Origin of the sequence: Fluviicola sp. (assembly GCF_039596355.1) — a bacterium.
GTDB lineage: Bacteria > Bacteroidota > Bacteroidia > Flavobacteriales_D > Crocinitomicaceae > Fluviicola.
In genome coordinates, this window is sequence record NZ_JBCNJW010000013.1 from 1 (window position 1) to 20,395 (window position 20,395).

General features: G+C 42.8%; 20 protein-coding genes. 2 read left to right on the forward strand and 18 right to left on the reverse strand.

The window, feature by feature from the left end:
• Positions 1–304: 304 nt before the first annotated feature.
• The 18 genes from ABDV94_RS18090 to ABDV94_RS18175 form a co-directional block, all read right to left on the reverse strand.
• On the reverse strand, positions 305–1,054 hold the full coding sequence (locus ABDV94_RS18090; protein ID WP_343748624.1) for a hypothetical protein: 750 nt from the start codon (positions 1,052–1,054) through the stop codon (positions 305–307).
• Positions 1,055–1,078: 24 nt separating this feature from the next.
• Positions 1,079–1,582, reverse strand: a complete 504-nt coding sequence (locus tag ABDV94_RS18095) for a hypothetical protein (RefSeq protein WP_343748625.1) — start codon at positions 1,580–1,582, stop codon at positions 1,079–1,081.
• 20 nt (positions 1,583–1,602) lie between these two features.
• A complete protein-coding gene (locus ABDV94_RS18100) occupies positions 1,603–2,166 on the reverse strand; it encodes a GNAT family N-acetyltransferase (RefSeq protein ID WP_343748626.1) in 564 nt (187 codons plus the stop codon).
• Entirely contained in the window at positions 2,160–2,657 is a 498-nt protein-coding gene (locus ABDV94_RS18105) for a hypothetical protein (RefSeq protein ID WP_343748627.1), read from the reverse strand. The genes ABDV94_RS18100 and ABDV94_RS18105 overlap by 7 nt, the downstream gene beginning before the upstream one ends.
• A 27-nt stretch (positions 2,658–2,684) precedes the next feature.
• On the reverse strand, positions 2,685–4,511 hold the full coding sequence (locus tag ABDV94_RS18110) for a hypothetical protein (protein ID WP_343748628.1): 1,827 nt from the start codon (positions 4,509–4,511) through the stop codon (positions 2,685–2,687).
• A 50-nt stretch (positions 4,512–4,561) separates the two neighbouring features.
• Positions 4,562–5,968, reverse strand: a complete 1,407-nt coding sequence (locus tag ABDV94_RS18115) for an ankyrin repeat domain-containing protein (RefSeq protein ID WP_343748629.1) — start codon at positions 5,966–5,968, stop codon at positions 4,562–4,564.
• Between the two features lie 107 nt (positions 5,969–6,075).
• Positions 6,076–6,471: a VOC family protein gene (locus ABDV94_RS18120; RefSeq protein ID WP_343748630.1), complete on the reverse strand. Its 396-nt coding sequence runs from the start codon at positions 6,469–6,471 to the stop codon at positions 6,076–6,078.
• Between the two features lie 77 nt (positions 6,472–6,548).
• Positions 6,549–6,968 carry a DUF1330 domain-containing protein gene (locus tag ABDV94_RS18125; RefSeq protein ID WP_343748631.1) on the reverse strand — a complete coding sequence of 140 codons (420 nt, stop codon included), beginning with the start codon at positions 6,966–6,968 and terminating at the stop codon, positions 6,549–6,551.
• A gap of 59 nt (positions 6,969–7,027) precedes the next feature.
• Positions 7,028–7,894 (reverse strand): hypothetical protein, encoded by an 867-nt coding sequence (locus tag ABDV94_RS18130; protein WP_343748632.1) that lies wholly within the window; start codon positions 7,892–7,894, stop codon positions 7,028–7,030.
• A gap of 174 nt (positions 7,895–8,068) precedes the next feature.
• Positions 8,069–8,449, reverse strand: coding sequence for a hypothetical protein (locus ABDV94_RS18135; protein ID WP_343748633.1), 381 nt, complete (start codon positions 8,447–8,449; stop codon positions 8,069–8,071).
• An 11-nt stretch (positions 8,450–8,460) separates the two neighbouring features.
• The gene (locus ABDV94_RS18140; protein WP_343748634.1) at positions 8,461–8,793 is read right to left on the reverse strand and encodes a hypothetical protein; all 333 of its coding nucleotides are present in this window, start codon (positions 8,791–8,793) and stop codon (positions 8,461–8,463) included.
• Positions 8,794–8,955: 162 nt separating this feature from the next.
• Positions 8,956–10,752, reverse strand: coding sequence for a translational GTPase TypA (typA, locus tag ABDV94_RS18145; RefSeq protein ID WP_343748635.1), 1,797 nt, complete (start codon positions 10,750–10,752; stop codon positions 8,956–8,958).
• 86 nt (positions 10,753–10,838) lie between these two features.
• Entirely contained in the window at positions 10,839–12,782 is a 1,944-nt protein-coding gene (locus tag ABDV94_RS18150) for a DEAD/DEAH box helicase (RefSeq protein ID WP_343748636.1), read from the reverse strand.
• A gap of 134 nt (positions 12,783–12,916) precedes the next feature.
• The gene (locus tag ABDV94_RS18155) at positions 12,917–13,759 is read right to left on the reverse strand and encodes a hypothetical protein (protein ID WP_343748637.1); all 843 of its coding nucleotides are present in this window, start codon (positions 13,757–13,759) and stop codon (positions 12,917–12,919) included.
• A 349-nt stretch (positions 13,760–14,108) separates the two neighbouring features.
• On the reverse strand, positions 14,109–15,086 hold the full coding sequence (locus tag ABDV94_RS18160) for a helix-turn-helix transcriptional regulator (RefSeq protein WP_343748638.1): 978 nt from the start codon (positions 15,084–15,086) through the stop codon (positions 14,109–14,111).
• Positions 15,087–15,161: 75 nt separating this feature from the next.
• Positions 15,162–15,605 carry a nuclear transport factor 2 family protein gene (locus ABDV94_RS18165; RefSeq protein ID WP_343748639.1) on the reverse strand — a complete coding sequence of 148 codons (444 nt, stop codon included), beginning with the start codon at positions 15,603–15,605 and terminating at the stop codon, positions 15,162–15,164.
• Between the two features lie 161 nt (positions 15,606–15,766).
• Positions 15,767–16,444, reverse strand: coding sequence for a diphthine--ammonia ligase (locus ABDV94_RS18170; RefSeq protein WP_343748640.1), 678 nt, complete (start codon positions 16,442–16,444; stop codon positions 15,767–15,769).
• Positions 16,445–16,489: 45 nt separating this feature from the next.
• Positions 16,490–17,551: a T9SS type A sorting domain-containing protein gene (locus ABDV94_RS18175; protein WP_343748641.1), complete on the reverse strand. Its 1,062-nt coding sequence runs from the start codon at positions 17,549–17,551 to the stop codon at positions 16,490–16,492.
• Positions 17,552–18,079: 528 nt separating this feature from the next.
• On the opposite strand from ABDV94_RS18175, the gene ABDV94_RS18180 reads away from it, so the two are divergent.
• Positions 18,080–19,285 (forward strand): hypothetical protein, encoded by a 1,206-nt coding sequence (locus tag ABDV94_RS18180; RefSeq protein ID WP_343748642.1) that lies wholly within the window; start codon positions 18,080–18,082, stop codon positions 19,283–19,285.
• Positions 19,286–19,291: 6 nt separating this feature from the next.
• Positions 19,292–20,152 carry a type IX secretion system membrane protein PorP/SprF gene (locus ABDV94_RS18185; RefSeq protein ID WP_343748643.1) on the forward strand — a complete coding sequence of 287 codons (861 nt, stop codon included), beginning with the start codon at positions 19,292–19,294 and terminating at the stop codon, positions 20,150–20,152.
• Positions 20,153–20,395: the final 243 nt, after the last annotated feature.

Genomic DNA, 20,395 nt, shown 5'->3' on the forward strand with positions numbered 1-20,395 from the left:
TTTCTTTCGGGAGTAGCCGAGCTAAAAATTTGCGCATTTGCGGTAGAAATGAAGCGTGGGTTCATAGTGTGATGAATTCCCTAACTTTTTTGTATCCAAACCTACCTGACTTAAGTACATAATTCCCTCTAACGGACGCCTCATAAAACAATCAATCGGCATTCGTGTACTTAGTAGCAAAACATCAACCAGACTCTAATACAAAACTTACTTTTAATATCTCAAAACTTTGCCACTTTGCTTCTTCGCGTTTCATAATAAAAAGTGTCCCCATTCAACGCAAAGAGAAAAAGGACGCCAAGAATTAATTCCCCTGACTCGTCAAAACATAATCATATTTCTCAAAATCCGTTTCCAGGTTTAGTTCCTGTGCCATTTTCCGGTTTATTTTGGCGTGTACTTTCCCCGGATGCTCGTCACTTAGGTTCAGTATTTTTCGCACATCTTCTACCGAAAAATCCTCACGCACTTGTTCTTCCAGCACATATTTGGATCGTTTCTTTGATTTCAGCACCTCGTAGTTCGGTTTTTCCGGATAGTAAGGTTCTCCCGAATCTTCCACAAATACCGATGTCGCATCCAGTTTTTTTCGCAATGCATCGGAAATATGTGGCGCACCGACATACATGTACATATCATAACCGAAATCAACGTAAAAAACACCGCTGATCTCCAATGAAATATTACAATAACCTCTCAGGTTCATCTGACAAATCGTCCGGATTTCATCAATACGTGCTTTTTTGTCTTCCTGCAGTTCGATGGTTTCAAATTCAGGCAAGTGAAACCATTCGTCTTTGTATTTATTGATCCAATGTTTTATCCTTTTTGGATTACATCCGACAACACGAAGGTATTCCAGGCTGTTCTCTTTCAAAATCGCCGCAACCGCCTGAATGTAATCCGATTCAACTGCGAGGTATTTGTCGGCAGTGACCAATTCTCCCTCCAACGTTCTTCCTACGTCACCGATCTCCGTCCAGTGATCATACAGATACGCTCCTTCTGCATTCCGGAATGCGGGATTATATTGGGTTATCCGGTAGTATTTCATAGATTTCAATCATAGATTTTAGCTTTATTGTTCAAATACCGCATAGGGTTTCGGGAAAAATACCCAGCGGTCGTTGATCCGTATCCAATACTTAAATGCAAGTCCATGCTCGTCTCCCAGTTTCCGTAACAACGAAACCTGATAGAAAACAACACCGGGCTGCAATTTGTCTACAATCCGTTCCATTCCTCCCGCGTAATTTCCTTTTCCTTGCTGAATATCTGAAGTTGAGAAATGCTCGATACGGAGATCTGCAAACGTTTCATTTCCTTCGTTTGATCCACTTCCGGATTTTGACTTCATTTCTTCAATCGATCTGAAATAGGTTTCGGCATCACCTCCGTTAAAAACCGATTGACAGTCTTCCAGTGTCGGGAGAGAGTGAAGCATTAATTCCCCCATTGATTTTGACGTCAGGTATGACGAAAAGTATGTTTTTGCCGGATCGGTTTGATTCTGGGCATGTGCTATTCCCGCCACCAGGTTCATCCCGATCATCATGACAGAAGCGTAGATTGTTCGTTTCATTGTTTTGTTTTTTTTAATCGTTATGTTTTTCGCTTAAACTGCAAATGCTCCATTTCCTTACCGGCAAGTGTTTTTTCACCCGCGATTTCAAATCCCAGTTTCAGGTAAAGTTTCTTCGCGTCCGGGTTGTCTTTATCGACCAATAATCCGAGGGTTTCATTTCGCTTGACAGCATATTCATCTATCAGAAAACGAAACAGTTTGGAGCCGATTCCTTTCCCCTGCTGATCGGGACTTACTCCTACGCAATCAATGTAGTATTCTCCGGCCTGCGTTTCGTCTTCGGGGTTGAAATCCCGGTGAAACATAGAGCGCACTTTACGGGCTACCGGTTCGCGCAGTTCCTGTAGTTTTGCACCGTCATACACAATAGCAACCGCAACAATGCGTCCGGCGGATTCCGTTACCCAGCAATTTTCGTAGGAATACTGATTGCCGGTTTCTTCGACCAGGCTTTCCAGGAAACAAAACGCCTTTTCCTGCGACTTCTCTCCTATAAACTGGTAAACAATGTCTTCCATCGCCAGCAGGATGTGTGAAGTAATGACTCCGGATTCTTCTCGGTTTGCTCTTCGGATCACCATTCGATCAACAATCCTTCTGCCAGATGGCTGATTAACTGCGTATTCGCAACGCTAAACTTCAGTTCCGTGAATTCACTGAATGTTCCTTCCATCGGTTCGATTCCGGAAATACTGAAGTCTTTGATCACTTTCTCCGCAAGCATTCTGAATGTATCTTCGTCAGGAAGAATTTCCACTTCTTCCGAATCCTGTTTTTTGATGCTTCCTCTCAACAACACACGGGATTCATCAAAAAATGCATGCGTGGTTTCATCCGGCCGGTGATACAGCTCCTCTGCCTTCTCCCGGGAAGTTTCACCGTTCCAGGACATGATTGCCCGGTTGTGCATCGACAATTTATGGTGCAGTTCAACCAGGATAAACAAGCAGAACTCTTTGTTGGACGCTACGTCCTCGATTCCGCCTTCATACAAACTGTACAAATCGCAAACCACGTATTCATTGTATACATCAGAAACTCTTATGTCTCCGAATCGTGCTGATGGTATCATATTTCTTTTTTTATGTCAGTCAGTCATTTATTCCTTCCAGAATTCATCCCAATTGAATACCCGGAAGTTGTATTCACGCGCCGTTGCAATTGCTTCCTCCATGGTATAACCGGGAACAAAACCGTAAGTCGCGGCGATCGTATAGGAACGACCTTCGGGAGTCATTTCCTGCTTAAAAATCGTGCTAAAAAGAGGCGTGTCGGACGGGGCGATGTGCTTTCCCCAAATGGTATCCAGAATGTCAAACCCGGTCTTGCAATCGGCATCATTAATGTCTTGCTCGTTTTCAAACACTGGCCCTTTATTTTTCAACGATTGGTCGTAAATGTAGAACGGACTGTTGTAAACGATCTCCGAAATATCCTCATCTATCTTCCCGAACGTCTGCTCAAATTCTGCAAGCGAAAACATCAGCAACGCAGGATTTTCCGGGGTAAAAACAGCGGAACCGGAAGCACAAATAACATCTTCAAACTGCTCATCGTGGTACACCAGGATCATCCCGGATGACGCAAAACCGGCCACCTGATTCCAGGTTTCTTCAAGAGCATCTTTTTCGGAGAAAGCAACTTCCATGTGAACCGTCACCGTTAATTGATCGATATCCGTTGTATAGGATTGTCCTTCCCTGATGTCTTCTTCTGCAAGCAGCAATAAAACGTCTTCCAGCTCTGATTGATCCGGAAAGTAAAACGTGCCTGTGTAACGGATGATAGCAGACGGACCATTTTCATTGGAGTCAGATTCCTCCTCCGCATTTTGAAGGATCGTCATTAATTCATTTCGGACAAATTCCGGGGTTTCCGGGTTGTTCACCGCATGAATCAGATACACTTTTACCAACGGATGGTTTTCACTGTTCAAATTCAAAGACCAGGCACTTGCCATTCCCATCGCATATTGAATCATCTCCAACTCGGGAGCATCCTGGATGTTTTCCATACTTCTGCCTTCCAGGAAAGAGAGTGCAGAAATGATCTTTTCAATATTCTCGTATTTTCCGTTGGCAAAAAACAAGCTCCACAAGCTATCCAGGTCTGTCGGATGCGTTAATGCCTCCTGCTGAAGCGGGTTGAATTTCCCTTCGTCTTCTTCTCTGATCTGGTGGAGAATCTCGAGTTCCGGATGGGAAAAACCGTCTAAATCGGGTCCTCTGTAGTTGGAACGGGCAATTAACAAGTTTAGAGCATTTCGTTTTTTCTGTGGCAATTCATCCCGGATCAGGAGCTGATTGATCTCTTCCAGCAGGAACAAAGCGTTGTTCAATGCTTCGACATAAAACTGGATGTTGGCATTATTATTCATCCCGATTTCATCTATCGACTGCAAATAGCGTGGAATGAGTTCTTGCGGTTTGGGATCCAGGTAATAATTCTGACGCCAGTCTTCGAGTTCTCCTTCCAACTCTGTGAGTTGAATCGGGGGTGTTTTACTTAATAAAACGGTAGTTTTCACCACTTCTTTTTCTCCCGAATTGGAATCGGTGATCGTTGCAACAACGGTGTATGCTCCTTCCTCATCCGTTTTACGGAATGTAAACTCAGGTAATTCCGGTAAGAGGATAAAACCGATGTGTTCGTCGATTTCTGCAACCAACGTACGCTCAAAGGTATTCCCGGAGACCATATCTCCGGTTTTATTTTCAATCTGACAACTGATTTCGAGATGGGTTTTACCCTGCACGATTTCGTAACTTCCGATCAGGATAATGACCCGGAATTGCTGTTCCGGGCAAACATTTTCAATGATTGAAAACCTGGGCGTTGTGATTCCCTTCGTCATCTCCCATTGATCGGGAATATTGCGGTCCAGTGTCGGTATCACCAGAGCAGTGCCGGCGTGTTGTTCGTTCATAGTGACATTATTTTTTTGTTACGTGCGTAATTCCGGTTTATTCGTTGTTCTTAGTCTTTCAACAGGTTCAATACTGTATCCTCGCCTGTTCTATCCGCAGTTTCCCGGGCAAGATCCATTGCTGTTCTGCCATAGACATCTTTTCCTTCCTTTGTTGCTCCGGCATGAAGTAACAGCTTGATAATCTCAGGCAGGTTATATTGGGCTGCTTTCATTAACGGAGTTTGTTTATCATCGTCCGAACGATTGACATCTGCTCCTTTTTCGATGAGCAGCTGAACAATCTCCGTACTTTGTTCAGACCGGATTGCTTCCAAAAGTACCGTTTCGCCATGATCCCGTGTCATGGAGATATCGGCTCCCCGATCGATCAAGAGTTTTACCATCTCCAAATTATCTCCGGAAACCGCCTCACTGATGGCGCTTACTCCTCCAAAACCATCGCTTTTGCGATTGATCACTGCTCCGTTCTTCAGCAGGAAACGAACTTTCTTTAAACTCCCGCTGAAAACAGCTTCCACCAGGGCATTTCTGCCATAAGATCCCGGCATATTGACCTTTGCTCCATGTTTAACAAGGAGTTCCAGGATTTTGGTATCATCTGCATCGTTCCGGGATGCATAACACAAAGCCGTACTTCTCTGCTCATCTTCCAGGTTGACGTCCACATGCTTCGCCAGTATTTTTTGAACGCTGATCAGATCATTCCGTCCGCAAGCAAGCATCAATGGTGATGATTTGTATTTTGAATTCAGGCGATGTACATCAGCACCGGAATCAATGAGCAGGTGAATCACTTCCGGACGAATGCTGTCACTGAACAGTGCCTCTAACAAAATGGTTCTTCCGGTTTCGGAACTGCTTGTGTTTAAATCAGCACCCAGGCGAATCATTTTCAGGGAAATATCACTCCACTCGTATGCAAGTGCCCATTGCAATGCCGACATTCCGTTCTGATCATACCCGGCTTGTTTGACATCTGCCTGATGCTCCAGTAAAAATGCCGCCATTTCTTCACTACGGCCCGCGCATGCTAAAAACAAGGCTGAATGACCGGCTGCATTTACCGCATTGACGTCTGCTTTCTTGTTCAAAAGAAGAGTTGCCAGTTCCTGGTTGTTATGGAAAGAAGCATACATCAGCAAGGTCCAATCCTTATTCGATACATCTTTTTTACCTTGTTTTCGACCTCCCCGGAAATAGCCTTTGATGGTTCCGTTCGGGCTCTCACCGGCATCCAGTAATTTTTCGACTAATACCAAATCATTCTTTTCAACGGCTTTTACAAGCTTCCGGGATGCTTTTTGGGTATAATGAACCGGTGCAGGTGCGTTATTTTCCGCTTGATGCTTGTTGTCGGTTTTGCTACCGGAGCAGGAAACGCTACTGATCAGCACGAAAGCCAGGAACAGCATTTTACTGAAAACAGAAATCAGGATCAGATTGTTTTTTTTCATGTTTGACCTCGGTTGGTTATGCCTCTAAAAATAAGTATTTTTTGGTTGGAAGAAACAACCGCTTACGATCAGTGATTCTTTTTGAAGTACCATCATACAATTGGAACTTACATTCCGGGCCAGTACAAAATGTTGAATTTATGATTGTCCGGATCGGCAAAACCAAACGTATAACCCTGCTCGTAATGTTGCGGTTCGGAGAAAATGGTTCCACCCGCTTTCCGGACTTTCTCAACCCATTGATCGACTTCTTCCCTGCTGTCGGCAGACAATGAAAAGATGGCTTCATTGGCATTTTTTAAAATGGAAAGTCCACCGTTTACGGGATTCGACAAACGTTCTTCCGTAAAGAAATTGATGATAAACTGACTTGTTTCACCGAATACAAAACTCACCAACTCTTCGCTACCATGATGTTGTTTGAACCCAAGTGCGGTATAAAATGCAGCTGTTTTCTTCAAATCACCGGAAACCAGGTTTCCCCAAATCAAACGTGTTTTCATCTTCTCCTGTTTAGGCTACTAAAAATACGGATTGAAACATTCAAATTCAAACCGGAAGAAGAATAATCCGGAGTGAGCTATTTGGTTTCAACCATCGGGAGCAGCCTGGAATCTTCCAAAGCAGCTGTTCGGTGTCCGATTCCTTTCAGGTATGCTTCGTCTGATTCAAAGGCGATAAAACTGCTCACACTGCTTTGTTTTACGAGCAGTACGACATCCCATTTTTCATCTGCCGGGCCAATCAGGAAGTCGCCTCCTTCCCCCATAAATAAAATTTCACCACCCGATTGGTGCAGAAATGGTAAGGTATGCTCGATATAGCGTTCGTAAGCTTCTTTTCCGCTGATCGGTTTTTCCGGCATCAACTCAGGGCTTGCCGTATAATCGGCCGTTTCGCGAAAACGCAGTAAATTCAGCATCACCACACTTCCCGGAATTTGCCGCATCACCATTTTCTTCCCGGCTTCCTGTGTCGGTGTTAAGTAATTTTTAGTCATTTTTATCCATTTTTCCTTCATACTGAGCGACGTCGAAGGTACTTTTCAACTTTCAATTATCAATTTTCAATGATTAAGCTCCCTCCTTCCGTCAAAATTGTTTTCCCGTTTTTTTCAATTTCAAGTGTAATATCCGGTGTATCTTTTTCGGCGATCATGTTCCGGTAAACCTTATAAACGTAGTTTCCACTAACAAAAGTCATGACGTGGTTTCCTCCGCTTCCCTGGAACTCTAATTCTCCGTTAGAGAGAATCAAATCCGGTTTGGATGATTCGTCTGCATTTTTTTTCCAGGAAGCATACCGGTATTTATCATTCGCCAGTTCATCGATCCGAATCCGATAATTTTCCGTCAAAATCCTGTACTCCGGGTTTTCAAACGTTTTTAATGATGGATGTAGCTGCTCTTTTTCTTTCGCAATGAGTTCCGCTCGATACTGTTTTTCAAAATCGCTTTGATAATTTACCGTCGTGATAATTCCATCGGAGTTTGCCATCCACACCACACCATGATCCAGGGCGATTCCTCTCCAGCCCACTTCTCTCCACTGCTCGATTTTAGAGTTCGCAATCTTGTCAATAAGGGTCTTGTCAAACACTTCGCTGAACCGCTGCTTGAATGCCGCTTTGTTTTGAATCGGCGGGATCGGGTATTCGCGGTTCAAAGGAAATGCGATTTTGTTTGAAATTTTGTCGATATTCTTTTCCTTGAATAACGCAATCAATAGGAGAATGCTGTCTCTTTCGGATGCTTCCAATTCTTCCTCATCGGAATATTCATCTGAGGCTTGCTCTTCTTTTTCTACCGGCAAACTGGCTGTATCGACAGGCTGATCAACTCTTGTCGACACATGTTTACTATCGGGTTGAGAACATTCGAAAAGCAGTAATCCGGCTATAGCAATGATCCCTTTAAAATCCTTCATGTTGTTTGTTTGATACGGCGTCACTTGTTTTTGTCGACTCCTTATAGCAGCGAATTTAGATTATTTCTTTCATCTAAAAACAAAAAAGCGGAGACAAGCCCCGCTGTTGAATGAATCCTGTAAAATTGAAAAGTGACTTCGACCCCGCTCAGCCTACTTTTCAATTTTAACTTCTCAATGTTCAATTTTAGCTAATCTCCAGGTCTTCAGATCATCTTCCGGATAATCTCCCGATTGATTCCAGATTTCAACGCGGTCAATCATTCCATTGGTAAAATGAACGATCGTTTCTGCGTGGATATTCAGTTCTTCGTTGAATAATTCAATGTTGGATAATTCGGGCTCCGACTCACCAAATAATTCATGCAGCTGGGCATCTGTCAACCAAAATTCCTTTGCAGCCTTTCGGTATTCAATGAAAATAAGCAATCCGGAACCGGTGTGTTCATATTCTACCTCCTCCAGGTGTTCCAACTGCCGGGTAATCTGTTCTTCAAATTTCCCGCCTTTCAGTGTTTCTGTAATGATATCCAGTGTGAGCTTTGATTCTATCATGTGCTTTGGCTTTAAATATCTCTTGCTAACAATTTTGGAGAAACCTTATAGGTCGCGGAATACAACAGTCCGGGCTGACGGGATTTAAACGTTTGAAACGCTTTTTTATACCATTGCGGATCTGTCGCTTTCTTTTTCAGATTTTCATGGGTAATGACATCATACAATTCACCGTCGAGCCATGGTTCAATCCCATAAATTCCAATTCCGAAATATTCAGCTCTTTCCAGAACGATTTCGAAATCCGATTCGGAAAAAAACGGAACCGATTCTCCTTCGAATCCATCATTCAGCTTTTCCAAACCTTTAAATACCTTTTTGTCTAAAAATTCAATTTGTTCCATATTGCTGGTTCTTTTTTGACTTGTCGTAAAAAAAGCGGAGACTAAGCCCCGCTCTTAAATGTACAATTGAAAGTGGATCATTGAAAGGTGACTTCGACTTAGTTCGACAAGCTCACCACAAGTCACTCAGCCCACTTTTCAAATTTAACCTTTCAATTATTATTATTTTCCAGCTCTCTTACGATCTGTTTCTTTCAACAAGATTTTACGGATTCGCAGGTTTTCCGGTGTTACTTCAACGTATTCATCAGCTTGAATGTACTCCAGACATTCCTCCAACGAGAATACTTTCGGCGGTGCCAAACGCACTTTGTCGTCTGCTCCGGATGAACGCATGTTCGTCAACTTTTTCGTTTTCGTTACGTTCACACACAAATCACCGGCACGTGAGTTTTCACCGATCACCTGTCCTTCGTAGATGTTTTCGTTCGGGAAGATGAAGAACTTCCCACGATCCTGAAGGTTATTCATAGAGAAAGGAATAGAAGTTCCCAATTCCAATGAAATCAATGATCCGTTCTGACGTCCAGGAATTTCCCCTTTGTATGGTTGGTATTCCAGGAAACGGTGCGTCATAATCGCTTCACCGGCTGTTTGTGTCAATAAGTAGTTACGCAAACCAATGATTCCACGGGAAGGAATCTGGAATTGGATCACCATACGTGCACCTTTCGGCTCCATATTGGTCATTTCACCTTTGCGTTTTGTAACTGCTTCTACTGCTGTTCCGGAAAACTCTTCCGGTAAGTCGATTGTCAATTCTTCAACCGGCTCGCATTTTTGCCCGTTGATCTCTTTCAGGATAACCTGAGGCTGACCAACTTGTAATTCGTATCCTTCACGACGCATTGTTTCGATCAAAACCGATAAGTGCAATACACCACGACCTGCAACGATCCATTTGTCTGCTTTATCTGTTTCAGAAACACGCATTGCCAGGTTTTTCTCTAATTCTTTTGTCAAACGCTCAGAAATGTGGCGGGAAGTTACCTTCTTACCTTCTTTTCCGAAGAATGGTGAATCGTTGATTGAGAACAACATGTTCATCGTTGGCTCATCAATCGAAATAGAAGCCAATGGTTCCGGATTTTCAGCGTCACAAATCACGTCACCAATTTCAAATCCTTCAATTCCTGTAACCGCACAAATATCACCAGCATCCACTGATTCTACTTTTCTACGCTCAGTTCCATCAAAAACAAACAATTCTTTCACACGGTGTTTCTCCTGAGTTCCGTCGCGTTTCGCCAATACAACCGGTTGGTTTTCTTTCAAAGCCCCACGGTGTAAACGACCGATCGCGATACGTCCTACATACGTCGAGAAATCCAATGAAGTAATCAGCATCTGTGTATTTCCTTCTTCGATTTTACGCGGCGGGAAATATTCCAAAATTTTATCCAATAAGTCAGTAATGTCTGTTTTAGGCTGTTTCCAGTCTGTAGACATCCATCCGTTTTTAGCAGAACCATAAATTGTAGGGAATTCCAACTGTTCTTCGTTTGCGTCCAATTCGAACATCAAATCGAATACTTTTTCGTGTACTTCGTCCGGAGTACAGTTGTCTTTATCCACTTTATTGATTACCAGCAATGGTTTAATTCCCATTGAAAGTGCTTTTTGCAACACGAAACGTGTTTGCGGCATCGGACCTTCAAAAGCATCCACCAACAAACAAACTCCATCCGCCATGTTCAATACACGCTCTACCTCACCACCAAAGTCGGCGTGTCCGGGAGTGTCAATGATATTGATTTTCGTTCCTTTGTAAGAAACGGAAACGTTTTTGGAAACAATGGTAATCCCGCGTTCGCGTTCCAGGTCATTGTTGTCCATAATCAATTCTCCAGTCGGACGGTCACGCTCATTCACTACGTTTCCGGCTTCAATCATTTTGTCAACCAATGTGGTCTTACCGTGGTCAACGTGTGCAATAATTGCGATGTTTCTAATTTCCATTTTTTGAATTATGAAATGGTTTAATTCTCAATTATCACGTGGCATAGTACTCGCATTACGCCACGTGATAACCAAATCATTTATAATTAATAATTTTTAATCGTGCTTGATGGCTTATCTGAAAAACGACGGCTTCCTCCGAATGCACGGTCTTTTCCGCCTTCTCTTCTTCCGGATGATTTAGAACCTGAGAATCCGCCACTTTTACGGTCACGGTCTCTTCCTCCGTCACGGCTTCCTGAGAATTTACGGTCTCCACCGAAACCTCCGGATTTTCCGCCTCCGAATCCGCCTTTGCGTTCTCCGCCACGATCTCCACTACGTCCGCGATCGCTACCACCATCTTTTTTCTGGGTGATTTCCACGCTAACCTGGTGTCCTTCGTAATCAGCTCCGTTTACTTTGGAAAGGATTGCAGATTCGTCTCCTTTATCTGCTTCAAAGAACGAGAAGTTCGGCATGACATCAATTCGTCCGATAGACGCAGATTTCAATCCTGTTGAATCACAGATTACGCGCAGCAATCCTCCCGGATTCAATCCGTCGCGTTTTCCAAGACTAACGAAGAAACGAGTTCTGTTTCCGTTATCTCTTGGCCCGCGGTCTCCACGTTCACCTCTGTCGCTTCTTTCAAAACGGTCTTTGCGGTCAAAACGATCACCTCTTTCCTTACGGTCGCCACGTTCTCCGCGCTCTCCTCTTCCGGAAGTCACGTTCAAATCACCTGCGCGATCGTAGTACTCGATAAAGCGGTTGAATTCTGCTGAAATGAATTTTTTGATCACTTCTTCTTTTGACAACTCTTCGAAATCCGCCATGATTGCAGGCAGGAACGGAGCGATGTCATTTTCTTTCACTTCAATTTCTTTCACTTTAGAAATCAGCTTATTCAATTGAATACCACAAATTTCAGAAGCTTCAGGAATCAAGGCAGCCGTAAATGTCGTACGAATCTGACGTTCGATTGCTTTGATTTTGTAATTCTCACGCGTGTTGATCAATACCAATGATTTCCCCTGACGACCTGCACGAGCTGTACGCCCTGAACGGTGCGTATAATTCTCGATATCATCCGGCAAGTTGTAATTGATTACGTGTGTGATATTATCTACATCAATTCCACGTGCTGCAACATCTGTTGCAACCAGCAACTGGATTGAACGCTCACGGAAACGATCCATTACGCGGTCACGCATTGCCTGAGACAAATCTCCGTGCAACGGTTCAGCGCTATATCCTTCTTTTGCCAATTTCTCAGCAACGGTAGCCGTTTCATTACGTGTGCGGCAGAAAACCAATCCGAAGATATCCGGACTAGCATCAATTAATCTTTTCAATGCATCATAACGATCTCGTTCTTTTACAGTATAGTAAATGTGCTCGATGTTTTCGTTACTTTGATTTTTGTGTCCCATGGCAACTTCCAAAGGATCTGTCATGTAGTTTTTCGCAATTGCTGCCACTTCTTTCGGCATTGTTGCAGAAAACAACCAAACATTTTTGGTATCAGGAGTAGCATCCAAAATGGCATCGATGTCTTCCTTGAAACCCATGTTCAACATTTCGTCTGCCTCATCCAATACCACTGTTTCTACAGTTTGCAAGTTGATTGCACGACGATTGATCAAATCCACCAAACGACCTGGAGTAGCCACAACGATTGTTGCACCACGCTTGATGTCACTCATCTGACGACGAATATCCGTACCACCGTAAACGGCAACTACTTTAATCTGACGATCGAATTGAGCAAATGCTTCTAAGTCTTTGGAGATTTGTAAACACAATTCACGCGTTGGAGCGATGACTAAACCTTGTGTTTCTGTAGGGCGGTCTGTTACTTTGTGTATTAACGGCAAGCCGAAAGCTGCTGTTTTTCCTGTCCCAGTTTGAGCGAGTCCGACAAAATCGCTTTCTAATTGTAACAAGTGCGGAATGGCACTTTGTTGGATCGGAGTTGGTTCTGCAAAACCCATTGCTTCTATCGACTGCAGAACCTCAACTCGTAATCCGAGTTCTTTAAAGGTCATAAAATAAATCTAAAATTGGGTGCAAAGATACAGCATTTTTTCGGTTCGTTGTTAATAAAAGTGCAAGTTATTGTTAATTAATTGAATAACAAGATTCAAACGCCCCTGAAAATTCCTTCAAATGACTTTGCACATTACTCATATAACGGCTCCACAAAAAGCGCTTGCTTCGTGATTGCATGAAGTGCCGGGATTTTAATTTTCGTGGCTTTTTTCGTGCTTCCGTCAGCGAGAGATTTCTTCATTGCCTGGTAAGCATCCAATGACATTTCAACAACTTTATACCTGATCGGATAAGACTCCAATTCGAACATCAGTACTTTTTGAAGAACGGGCTGACCAATATATTCACGGCGCAATGAATCATTAAATCGGGAAGTTTCCACCAGTGCGTTCCGCTGATCAATCAATGCCTGAATGGAATCGGCATCAACGGCAGCTTTTCCGCTTCGTGCCTCTTCCAGCACCTCATCGTCCAACTGTTTCATTAAATTCACGAACAAGGTTACTTTTTTGCCTGCTACTTTGAATACTTCCGCATCAAATTCCACATCTGCTTTATTGGTAAACAAGAGGTGATCCCCCACTTCAGGATCGTTGAAAAATTCCTGTTCCATCTCCGCAAACTCCATCGAATACTGCTCGTATTCATTTTCCTTGATAGCACTCTTGATCTTGACACCAAGCATAATCACCAGGATCAGTAAAGGCAAAGACCATGCGTACCATTTTCCGCGAGCCTTAACGAGTTCCGGGTCGACCATTTTCATTAAACTCGGTGGAACAGCATACAATTTGCCGTCCATCACCAGATGATATCGTCTTCCCGTCGGGCAAATCGGAATATAAAACAAATGAAAATAAGTTTGAGACACCTGGAAGGTTGCATTCGGGAATTGCTCCAGTTCCGGTAAATGTAATTCCTGAAACGTGTATGATTTAAGTCGGAATTGCTTCCAGCCGAAAAGAATTGTCATTTGATAGGCTTAATAATTAGCGGCCAAAAATACAGAAAGTTTTAGACAGATTCCTCACTTCAGACGTAATATTGCGGAATTACATCCAGGAAGGATTGAGGAGCAAAATCCCGTATTTATAAGGGTTCTGAAACTTTACACCCTCATTAACACCGGACTAATCTCCCTTTCTCCGACGTAATATTGCGGAATTACCCCAGCTTCAATTAGGAATTGACCATCCTGTTTAACGAATCGGATCCTGGTTATTTTCCACCAATTTCTCATTGATCGCAGCCTTCAAACATCCGGGACACAAACAATCCGTGATGTTCTCCATCGGCATGATCAGTGGAAGTTCTGCACACCGTCAATCGTCAATACTATTATTTCTATATTGTGAGGGAGATAAATGAACCTGTTTTCTGAAAAAGGCACTAAAATGTGCCGGTCCCTCAAAACCAAGTGTATAGGCAATTTCAGAAATCGCCCAAGAACTGTGTCTAAGCATTATTTTGGCCTCTTTTAACAGCCGTTCAGCAATGAGTTCAGAGGTTGTTTTCTGTGTAATCTCTTTGACAGATTTATTCAAATGATTAACATGAACTGCCATTTGCCCGGCAAATTGGGAAGCACTTCGAAGAGCTACTCCTTCAATTGTATTCTTTACCGGAAACTGGCTTTCCAGAAGATCCATAAACAGAGCTGTAATTCTTCCCGGAGCATTTCTCTTTTCAGGGATTACCTGTGTGGTTGGGCGCATTTTGAGAGCACCATGCACCAATTGCAAAATTAAATTACAGATGACATCATTTTTATATTCGAAATCAGAGTTCTTTTCCCTTTCAATCTGCCTGAATATCTCTGAAAGTGCCAGGAATTCGGTTTTGCTCAGTTCGTAAACCGGATATCCTCCGGGTTGAAAAAAAGGGTACTTTTTTAAATTTCCCTGACCTTCAAAAAATGATTCGGTGAAAATGCTGCTATATCCTGTTTGTTTTTTATCCAAAGGTTCCCAATTATACGGAATCAACGGATTAGCAAACAAAAGTCCATATTCCCTGATCGCGAAACTCTTATCTGCATAATGAATATTGCTTCTGCCGGATACTACACATATCTTAAAATAATCCTTACGCCCGTACGTTACCGTTTCCGGAGCGTCCTGACTGAGTTTTTCAATTTTAAACACATTAAAATGCCCTTCTTCTCCATTTAAATCAGAAGTCTTGATAAAAGGACGCTGCGCATAATATTCCTCTATTGTTTCCGGCCTTATCATTTTATAAAGTGTCAAATATCGGTTTAAGAGAGCCCGTATGCAGGCAAATTTATAGAATATATTCATTCGACTATATTTAAAGATAATCCCGGCCCCGAAAATCGTACGGATGCCGGAATTGATACGTTAGCTGATTACCGCTTACTCTTTCACAAAGTTGCTAAGAGGGGCATCAATAGCTTCCAATGCAACCATGGGATTCCAAAAGTCAACATACCGTATGATTTTGCCTTGATTATCCGTAGTGACGACTGAAATGTATTTTTGGATATAGGGTTTTCCTGTAGAAATGGCATGACCATCGCTTGTAAATTCGGCGATAACCAATGTCGGTTCTTCTGTTGCATGGAAATGCAGATTATCAAATTGAACTTTAAAATGATTGGGGAAATTTTTCATGTATTCAAATAATTCCTTTTTACCGCTGACCAACTTCGGAAAATCTTTAGGTCCATAAGGAAACTCCAATATCCCATCTTCCTTAAACAGATCAACCCATTGTTCTATTCGTCCTGAAGACAAAAATTCCAAATGGTTTTTAAACGTTTCCTGTGCAGCATTTCTGATTTGTTCTTTCGTATTCATAATCGTTGATTTTTAATTGTTACTTCTTAATACTTAACCCTGATCAGTAGTTAAATTTCGTATTGCAAAGTTAGTCTGGCCGCGGTCCGCGGTGTTTTAAAAAATCAAATGAATACTTTCAAAAATCAATCAGCAGATTATAACATGTTTTTTTTGAACTTTCACTTAGCAGAAATTGTAAGGGAAATACCTATCTCCGACAAATGGAATAGTTCTTCGTGTTGAACGACTTGATACTTATTCAACGAAACCGGCGAACGATATCCCGGGCCATTGATTACCATCGTGTGATATTCACCCTGTTCTCCGCACAGATCCAGCCCGTTTTTTGTTCCAAGAAGTTTCAATATTCCTATTAATTCCGGATTGATGGTTCTGCCAACAAACGATTCATTCAGCCAGGGAGATTTCACCATGGTCAGGATCACTTCGAAGTTATACTTCAATAAAAGATCCATCACTTCTTCCCGGTCTTTGTGCCACAAGGGGAGAAAAACATTCATGCCGACGGCCGCACCACGTTCACTAAGCCAGTTGGGCGCACCGTGAACTTCAGAGATGTCTCCGGAAACAAGCACTTCAATCCCTGCATCGGATTTCAACTTCTGCAATTGGCGCTCGTAGTTATCAGCAAAGGGTTCGGAAATCAGGATCAGTGAATGCGGTATTCCCAGTGCCTCGGACTGTTTTTCCATCCAGGCAACCGGGTGCGCGCGAAATTCTGTCGACACGGAACAAAACGTAACCAATGCTATTACGTTGTATTCCTGGCGTGCCAGGTATAGGGCCAGATTACAATCTTTCCCACCTGACCAAAGAACTGCAGCTTTCTTTTTCACGCCATCGAAAGTAGCTAAAATTCCGATGGTGAATGCTTGTTCAGCTTAACGGATCACCAGTTTGGAACGGTTAATAATATCATCACCACTTCTTACCTCCACCAGGTAAACTCCTGCCGGCTGTGCCAAATTCAGGTCGGAACTGTAGTAAGATGTTTTCCCGGATTTGGAAACAGGCTCCAGGTCTTGCTGTAATACCAGCTGCCCCAGTTCGTTTCTCAAATACAAGGTTGAACCCGCAGTTGAATTGTTGGAAAACAAAATATGCACCTGACCGTCTGCACTTGGATTCGGGTACATTCTGAAATCTGCTTCTTCCGCAGAAATGTAGCGGATAGCCAGTTCATTTCTCGTTCCGTCCAAATCTGTCTGGCTCAATTTATAGTACACTGAACCAACCGTGTTTTTCGTATCGAGGTAAGAATATGTTTTCAATTGCGTGGAATTGATCGCTCCTTTTACCTGCGCCAGTTCTTTCCAGTTCAATCCGTCTTTACTTGTCTCAATCGTGAAGTAATCATTTCTGCTTTCGGATTGTACGTCCCAACTCAGCAGGTTTCCATCATTCATTTTCTCCGCATCAAACGACAGGAACTCAACCGGCAAGACCGTTGCGGTATTGTTACAATGGATTTCCTGGTAAGGAATCCCCGGACCTTCGATCACGATATCAATCGTTGTACAATTCAATGTTGCAACCGTTGCATTCGTACAACTCGGATAAGGCGCATTGTAGCCATAAGCCGTTCCATTGTGTGGAACATACGGATTGGTTGTGGTGGTAGCCGAGCCCGAACCTCCGTTCAAAGGCAGAGAATATGCTCCGTTCATTGCTGAATTGACACAATAAATCTTTGCTTGCAGCGTGTATTGAGCAGCCGCATTCGGACCGGTAATACTGATATTGTAATTAAAATTGACATTGTAGTTGTAACCCCACGGGCAGTTCGTTGAACTTACCGCAATGGAGGTAGGCTGAATAGATACAGAAACAACATATCCGTTAGAAGAAGTAATGGTACATTGTGCAACAGATCTGAAAGTTGTAGCGATGGATATAAAACCCACCAATAAGGATAGCCGGGCTATCCCTTTACTCTTACGCATTGTTTGAAATTTGAAATTCACGACAAAACTACGTCATTATGCGCGCTTTAGATTTCTAATTTCAAAATTTTAACTAATTTTTTTCAAAAAACAGGGTTTCCCCCGACAAGAACCGTGTTCAACGTAATGAATTCACAATAAGCCCGATAAATTAACTAAAAGTTCGATTCACTTTTAAATTTTTAAGAGCTTTTCCCGGAAGTGTCAATGACAAGTATGATTGAACAGATAAAATTAGTTTTGTCCCGTTACACACCTTGTTTTTCCAACTTTTTCTTTTGCGATACATCTAACAAAAAAATGCAGTTTCCCATTCAGAACAGTTCCATTGATTACGAACCGGTATCAGTTTATGAAGTAAACGAATTCGGATGCCTTACAGACACCGTATGATTGCAAATACACACCTCGAATTTCTTCACATCGATTGATTTCAAATTTACTATCCAGGTAGCTTATATACATAAAGCACCCCCAAAGTTGTAAAAAAGTGCTGAAAATGCTATCTTCATCAGAATTACTATTCCTATGAAGATATTTTTCATTCTATTATTGGGGCTTCCGCTTTTCGTTACCATTCAATCGTGTAAAAAGAAAAACGACTCCCTCGAATTCAAAGAGCGGGGCACACTCATTGAGTCCAGCAATAACGGACACCTCAGCGCCAGTGAAATTGCAGACAAAATCGATAAATTTGATGCCCACAACATCGTAATTCATGGGGTAACTTATTATTCAATCACTTACCGCACGATTTATCAGGGAAAGCAGGTTGATTCGCGCGGTTTGCTCCTGGTACCGGATGATGTGGATACCACCTACCTGATCTCCTACTTTCATGGAACGCATGTTCCGTTGAACTTGGGCGAATTTTACTCTGCCAACATGGAAACCCCTTCCAATTACAAAGGCGAAGGTGATCATTTCCTGGAAACACGCAACATTGCGTTGGCGTGGGCTTCGGCAGGTTTTACTGTCTTTCTCCCGGATTACATCGGGTTTGGACTCACTGCAGACAAAGAACATCCTTACCTGGCTTACGACGAATTATTTAAAGCAAACATCGACGGATTACTGGCTACCAAGAGTTTTATCAATCAGAACGGCTCGTTCTATGACAACCGGATTTTCCTAAGTGGCTGGTCGCAGGGAGGTGGAGCGTGTTTATCCGCCCACAAATTTATCCAGGAACAATATCCTTCCGAATTTACGGTTACGGCAAGTTCCGGACTGGCAGGTCCCTACAATATGAAAGGATTCATTGATGAAATCCTGGCGCAAAAAGATCAGGATGTGGGTATTATCAGCGGAGTCTTTTCATGGGGCATTTACAGTTTGAATAAGTTCTCTCCCGAATTGAAACGGCCAACAGATCAGTTGTACACCTACCCCGTTCCGGATCAACTTGCAGCCATTTTTGTTCCTTCCAAAATTCCGTCGCAAACACTCCAGGAATATTTCATTGCGCATATCGTTGACGGAACCGATACCAAAGCCATGCAGGTCATTAACCGGAATACCTTTTCGCAGGGCTGGACTCCGGTCGGAAAAGTCTTTCTTCACCACGGTGATGCAGACAATACGGTCTACTACATGAACTCCGCAACCGCTAAAACCGGACTGACCGCAGCAGGCGGCGATGTGACGCTTTACACCTATCCGGGTGGAACCCATGATTCCGAACTCGAAAACTATGTCAGAAACACACTGAATGACTTTAACGCCCTAAAATAAACCCGGATGAAAAAAATACTGCTTACCGCCATTTTAGGGTTGGTTCTTTCAACGAGTCTTGCTCAAAATACACTCCGTCCGAATATCTATTTCCAGAACATGCATTATTACAATACTGCTGCGGGAATTGAAGACACCAGCGCACATGCTTCCTTTAGCTTGTATGCGAAATACAAATTTGTTCCTTCGGATAATGAGGGTATCTGGAAAAAACCGGTCAATCTCTACTTCAACCACATCTATCATATCAATGCGAAGAATTCTGTCAATGTTTCCTACATCTATGACGGCTATTCGTATTACAACCGGAATATCGTCTATCTGGGCTACACCCGCATGTTCCACTGGGGAAAATCCAGCAGGCTGAACCTGGGGGCACGCGCTGTTTTGAACTTCAACGGTTTCGATTGGGACAAATTTGCTTCTGTCCACAGCAGTTCACCCGCTATGAAACTCAATGCCGACCTGGATTTCGGTGTCCAATATCAGTGGAAAGGATTAACTGTGGGGGCTTCGGGTAAAAACCTGTTTGCGAGTTCCGTGAAAATCGACGGCATGCGGTATATCCAGGATCGACGCGAGGTGTATGGAAACCTTTCTTATAATTTCGGATTGTTCAAACGCAAACTGGAACTGGCTCCTTTCGTATTGCTTTATGCTGAACGGGATTTCGACCTGGATGCCGGTTTGAATGTCAGCCTGTTTAAAAGGGTCAGTGTATCTTACGCGATCCGTGTGTTGGAATTGCGGAGTATCTACAGTATCCGCGGAAACTTTATGAAACATTTCCAGATTGGTGCAGCTGTTGATCATTCAGCTATTTACAGTGACGTGAACATTGATTTCCTGCTGGCCTACCGCTTCTAAACACTTTTCGCTGTTAGAAATCCGGGCTTCTGATCATTTTTTGGAGGTTCTGTGAAAAAACAGGCGTACAATCTTTTTTCCGTGGAATCCCTTTGGGAATCCGGGTTTTGCTTTTTCAATTCGCACTGGAATTTCGTATCTTGCCCATAGATTACTGAAAACACACTGTATACTCAATACTGTTCATTTCCTTTTTTCCAAACTAACGGATTTAATAACAGAAGATTGAGAATAATAAAATAC

What these genes read in the sequence shown, in the direction of transcription:
- ABDV94_RS18135 (WP_343748633.1), bottom strand. Translation starts at nt 8,449, where the DNA reads ATGATAGAATCAAAGCTCACACTGGATATCATTACAGAAACACTGAAA.
- ABDV94_RS18185 (WP_343748643.1), top strand. Translation starts at nt 19,292, where the DNA reads ATGAAAAAAATACTGCTTACCGCCATTTTAGGGTTGGTTCTTTCAACG.
- ABDV94_RS18095 (WP_343748625.1), bottom strand. Translation starts at nt 1,582, where the DNA reads ATGAAACGAACAATCTACGCTTCTGTCATGATGATCGGGATGAACCTG.
- ABDV94_RS18120 (WP_343748630.1), bottom strand. Translation starts at nt 6,471, where the DNA reads ATGAAAACACGTTTGATTTGGGGAAACCTGGTTTCCGGTGATTTGAAG.
- ABDV94_RS18160 (WP_343748638.1), bottom strand. Translation starts at nt 15,086, where the DNA reads ATGAATATATTCTATAAATTTGCCTGCATACGGGCTCTCTTAAACCGA.
- typA (WP_343748635.1), bottom strand. Translation starts at nt 10,752, where the DNA reads ATGGAAATTAGAAACATCGCAATTATTGCACACGTTGACCACGGTAAG.
- ABDV94_RS18140 (WP_343748634.1), bottom strand. Translation starts at nt 8,793, where the DNA reads ATGGAACAAATTGAATTTTTAGACAAAAAGGTATTTAAAGGTTTGGAA.
- ABDV94_RS18105 (WP_343748627.1), bottom strand. Translation starts at nt 2,657, where the DNA reads ATGATACCATCAGCACGATTCGGAGACATAAGAGTTTCTGATGTATAC.
- ABDV94_RS18130 (WP_343748632.1), bottom strand. Translation starts at nt 7,894, where the DNA reads ATGAAGGATTTTAAAGGGATCATTGCTATAGCCGGATTACTGCTTTTC.
- ABDV94_RS18115 (WP_343748629.1), bottom strand. Translation starts at nt 5,968, where the DNA reads ATGAAAAAAAACAATCTGATCCTGATTTCTGTTTTCAGTAAAATGCTG.
- ABDV94_RS18110 (WP_343748628.1), bottom strand. Translation starts at nt 4,511, where the DNA reads ATGAACGAACAACACGCCGGCACTGCTCTGGTGATACCGACACTGGAC.
- ABDV94_RS18155 (WP_343748637.1), bottom strand. Translation starts at nt 13,759, where the DNA reads ATGACAATTCTTTTCGGCTGGAAGCAATTCCGACTTAAATCATACACG.
- ABDV94_RS18090 (WP_343748624.1), bottom strand. Translation starts at nt 1,054, where the DNA reads ATGAAATACTACCGGATAACCCAATATAATCCCGCATTCCGGAATGCA.
- ABDV94_RS18100 (WP_343748626.1), bottom strand. Translation starts at nt 2,166, where the DNA reads ATGGTGATCCGAAGAGCAAACCGAGAAGAATCCGGAGTCATTACTTCA.
- ABDV94_RS18165 (WP_343748639.1), bottom strand. Translation starts at nt 15,605, where the DNA reads ATGAATACGAAAGAACAAATCAGAAATGCTGCACAGGAAACGTTTAAA.
- ABDV94_RS18180 (WP_343748642.1), top strand. Translation starts at nt 18,080, where the DNA reads ATGAAGATATTTTTCATTCTATTATTGGGGCTTCCGCTTTTCGTTACC.
- ABDV94_RS18125 (WP_343748631.1), bottom strand. Translation starts at nt 6,968, where the DNA reads ATGACTAAAAATTACTTAACACCGACACAGGAAGCCGGGAAGAAAATG.
- ABDV94_RS18175 (WP_343748641.1), bottom strand. Translation starts at nt 17,551, where the DNA reads ATGCGTAAGAGTAAAGGGATAGCCCGGCTATCCTTATTGGTGGGTTTT.
- ABDV94_RS18150 (WP_343748636.1), bottom strand. Translation starts at nt 12,782, where the DNA reads ATGACCTTTAAAGAACTCGGATTACGAGTTGAGGTTCTGCAGTCGATA.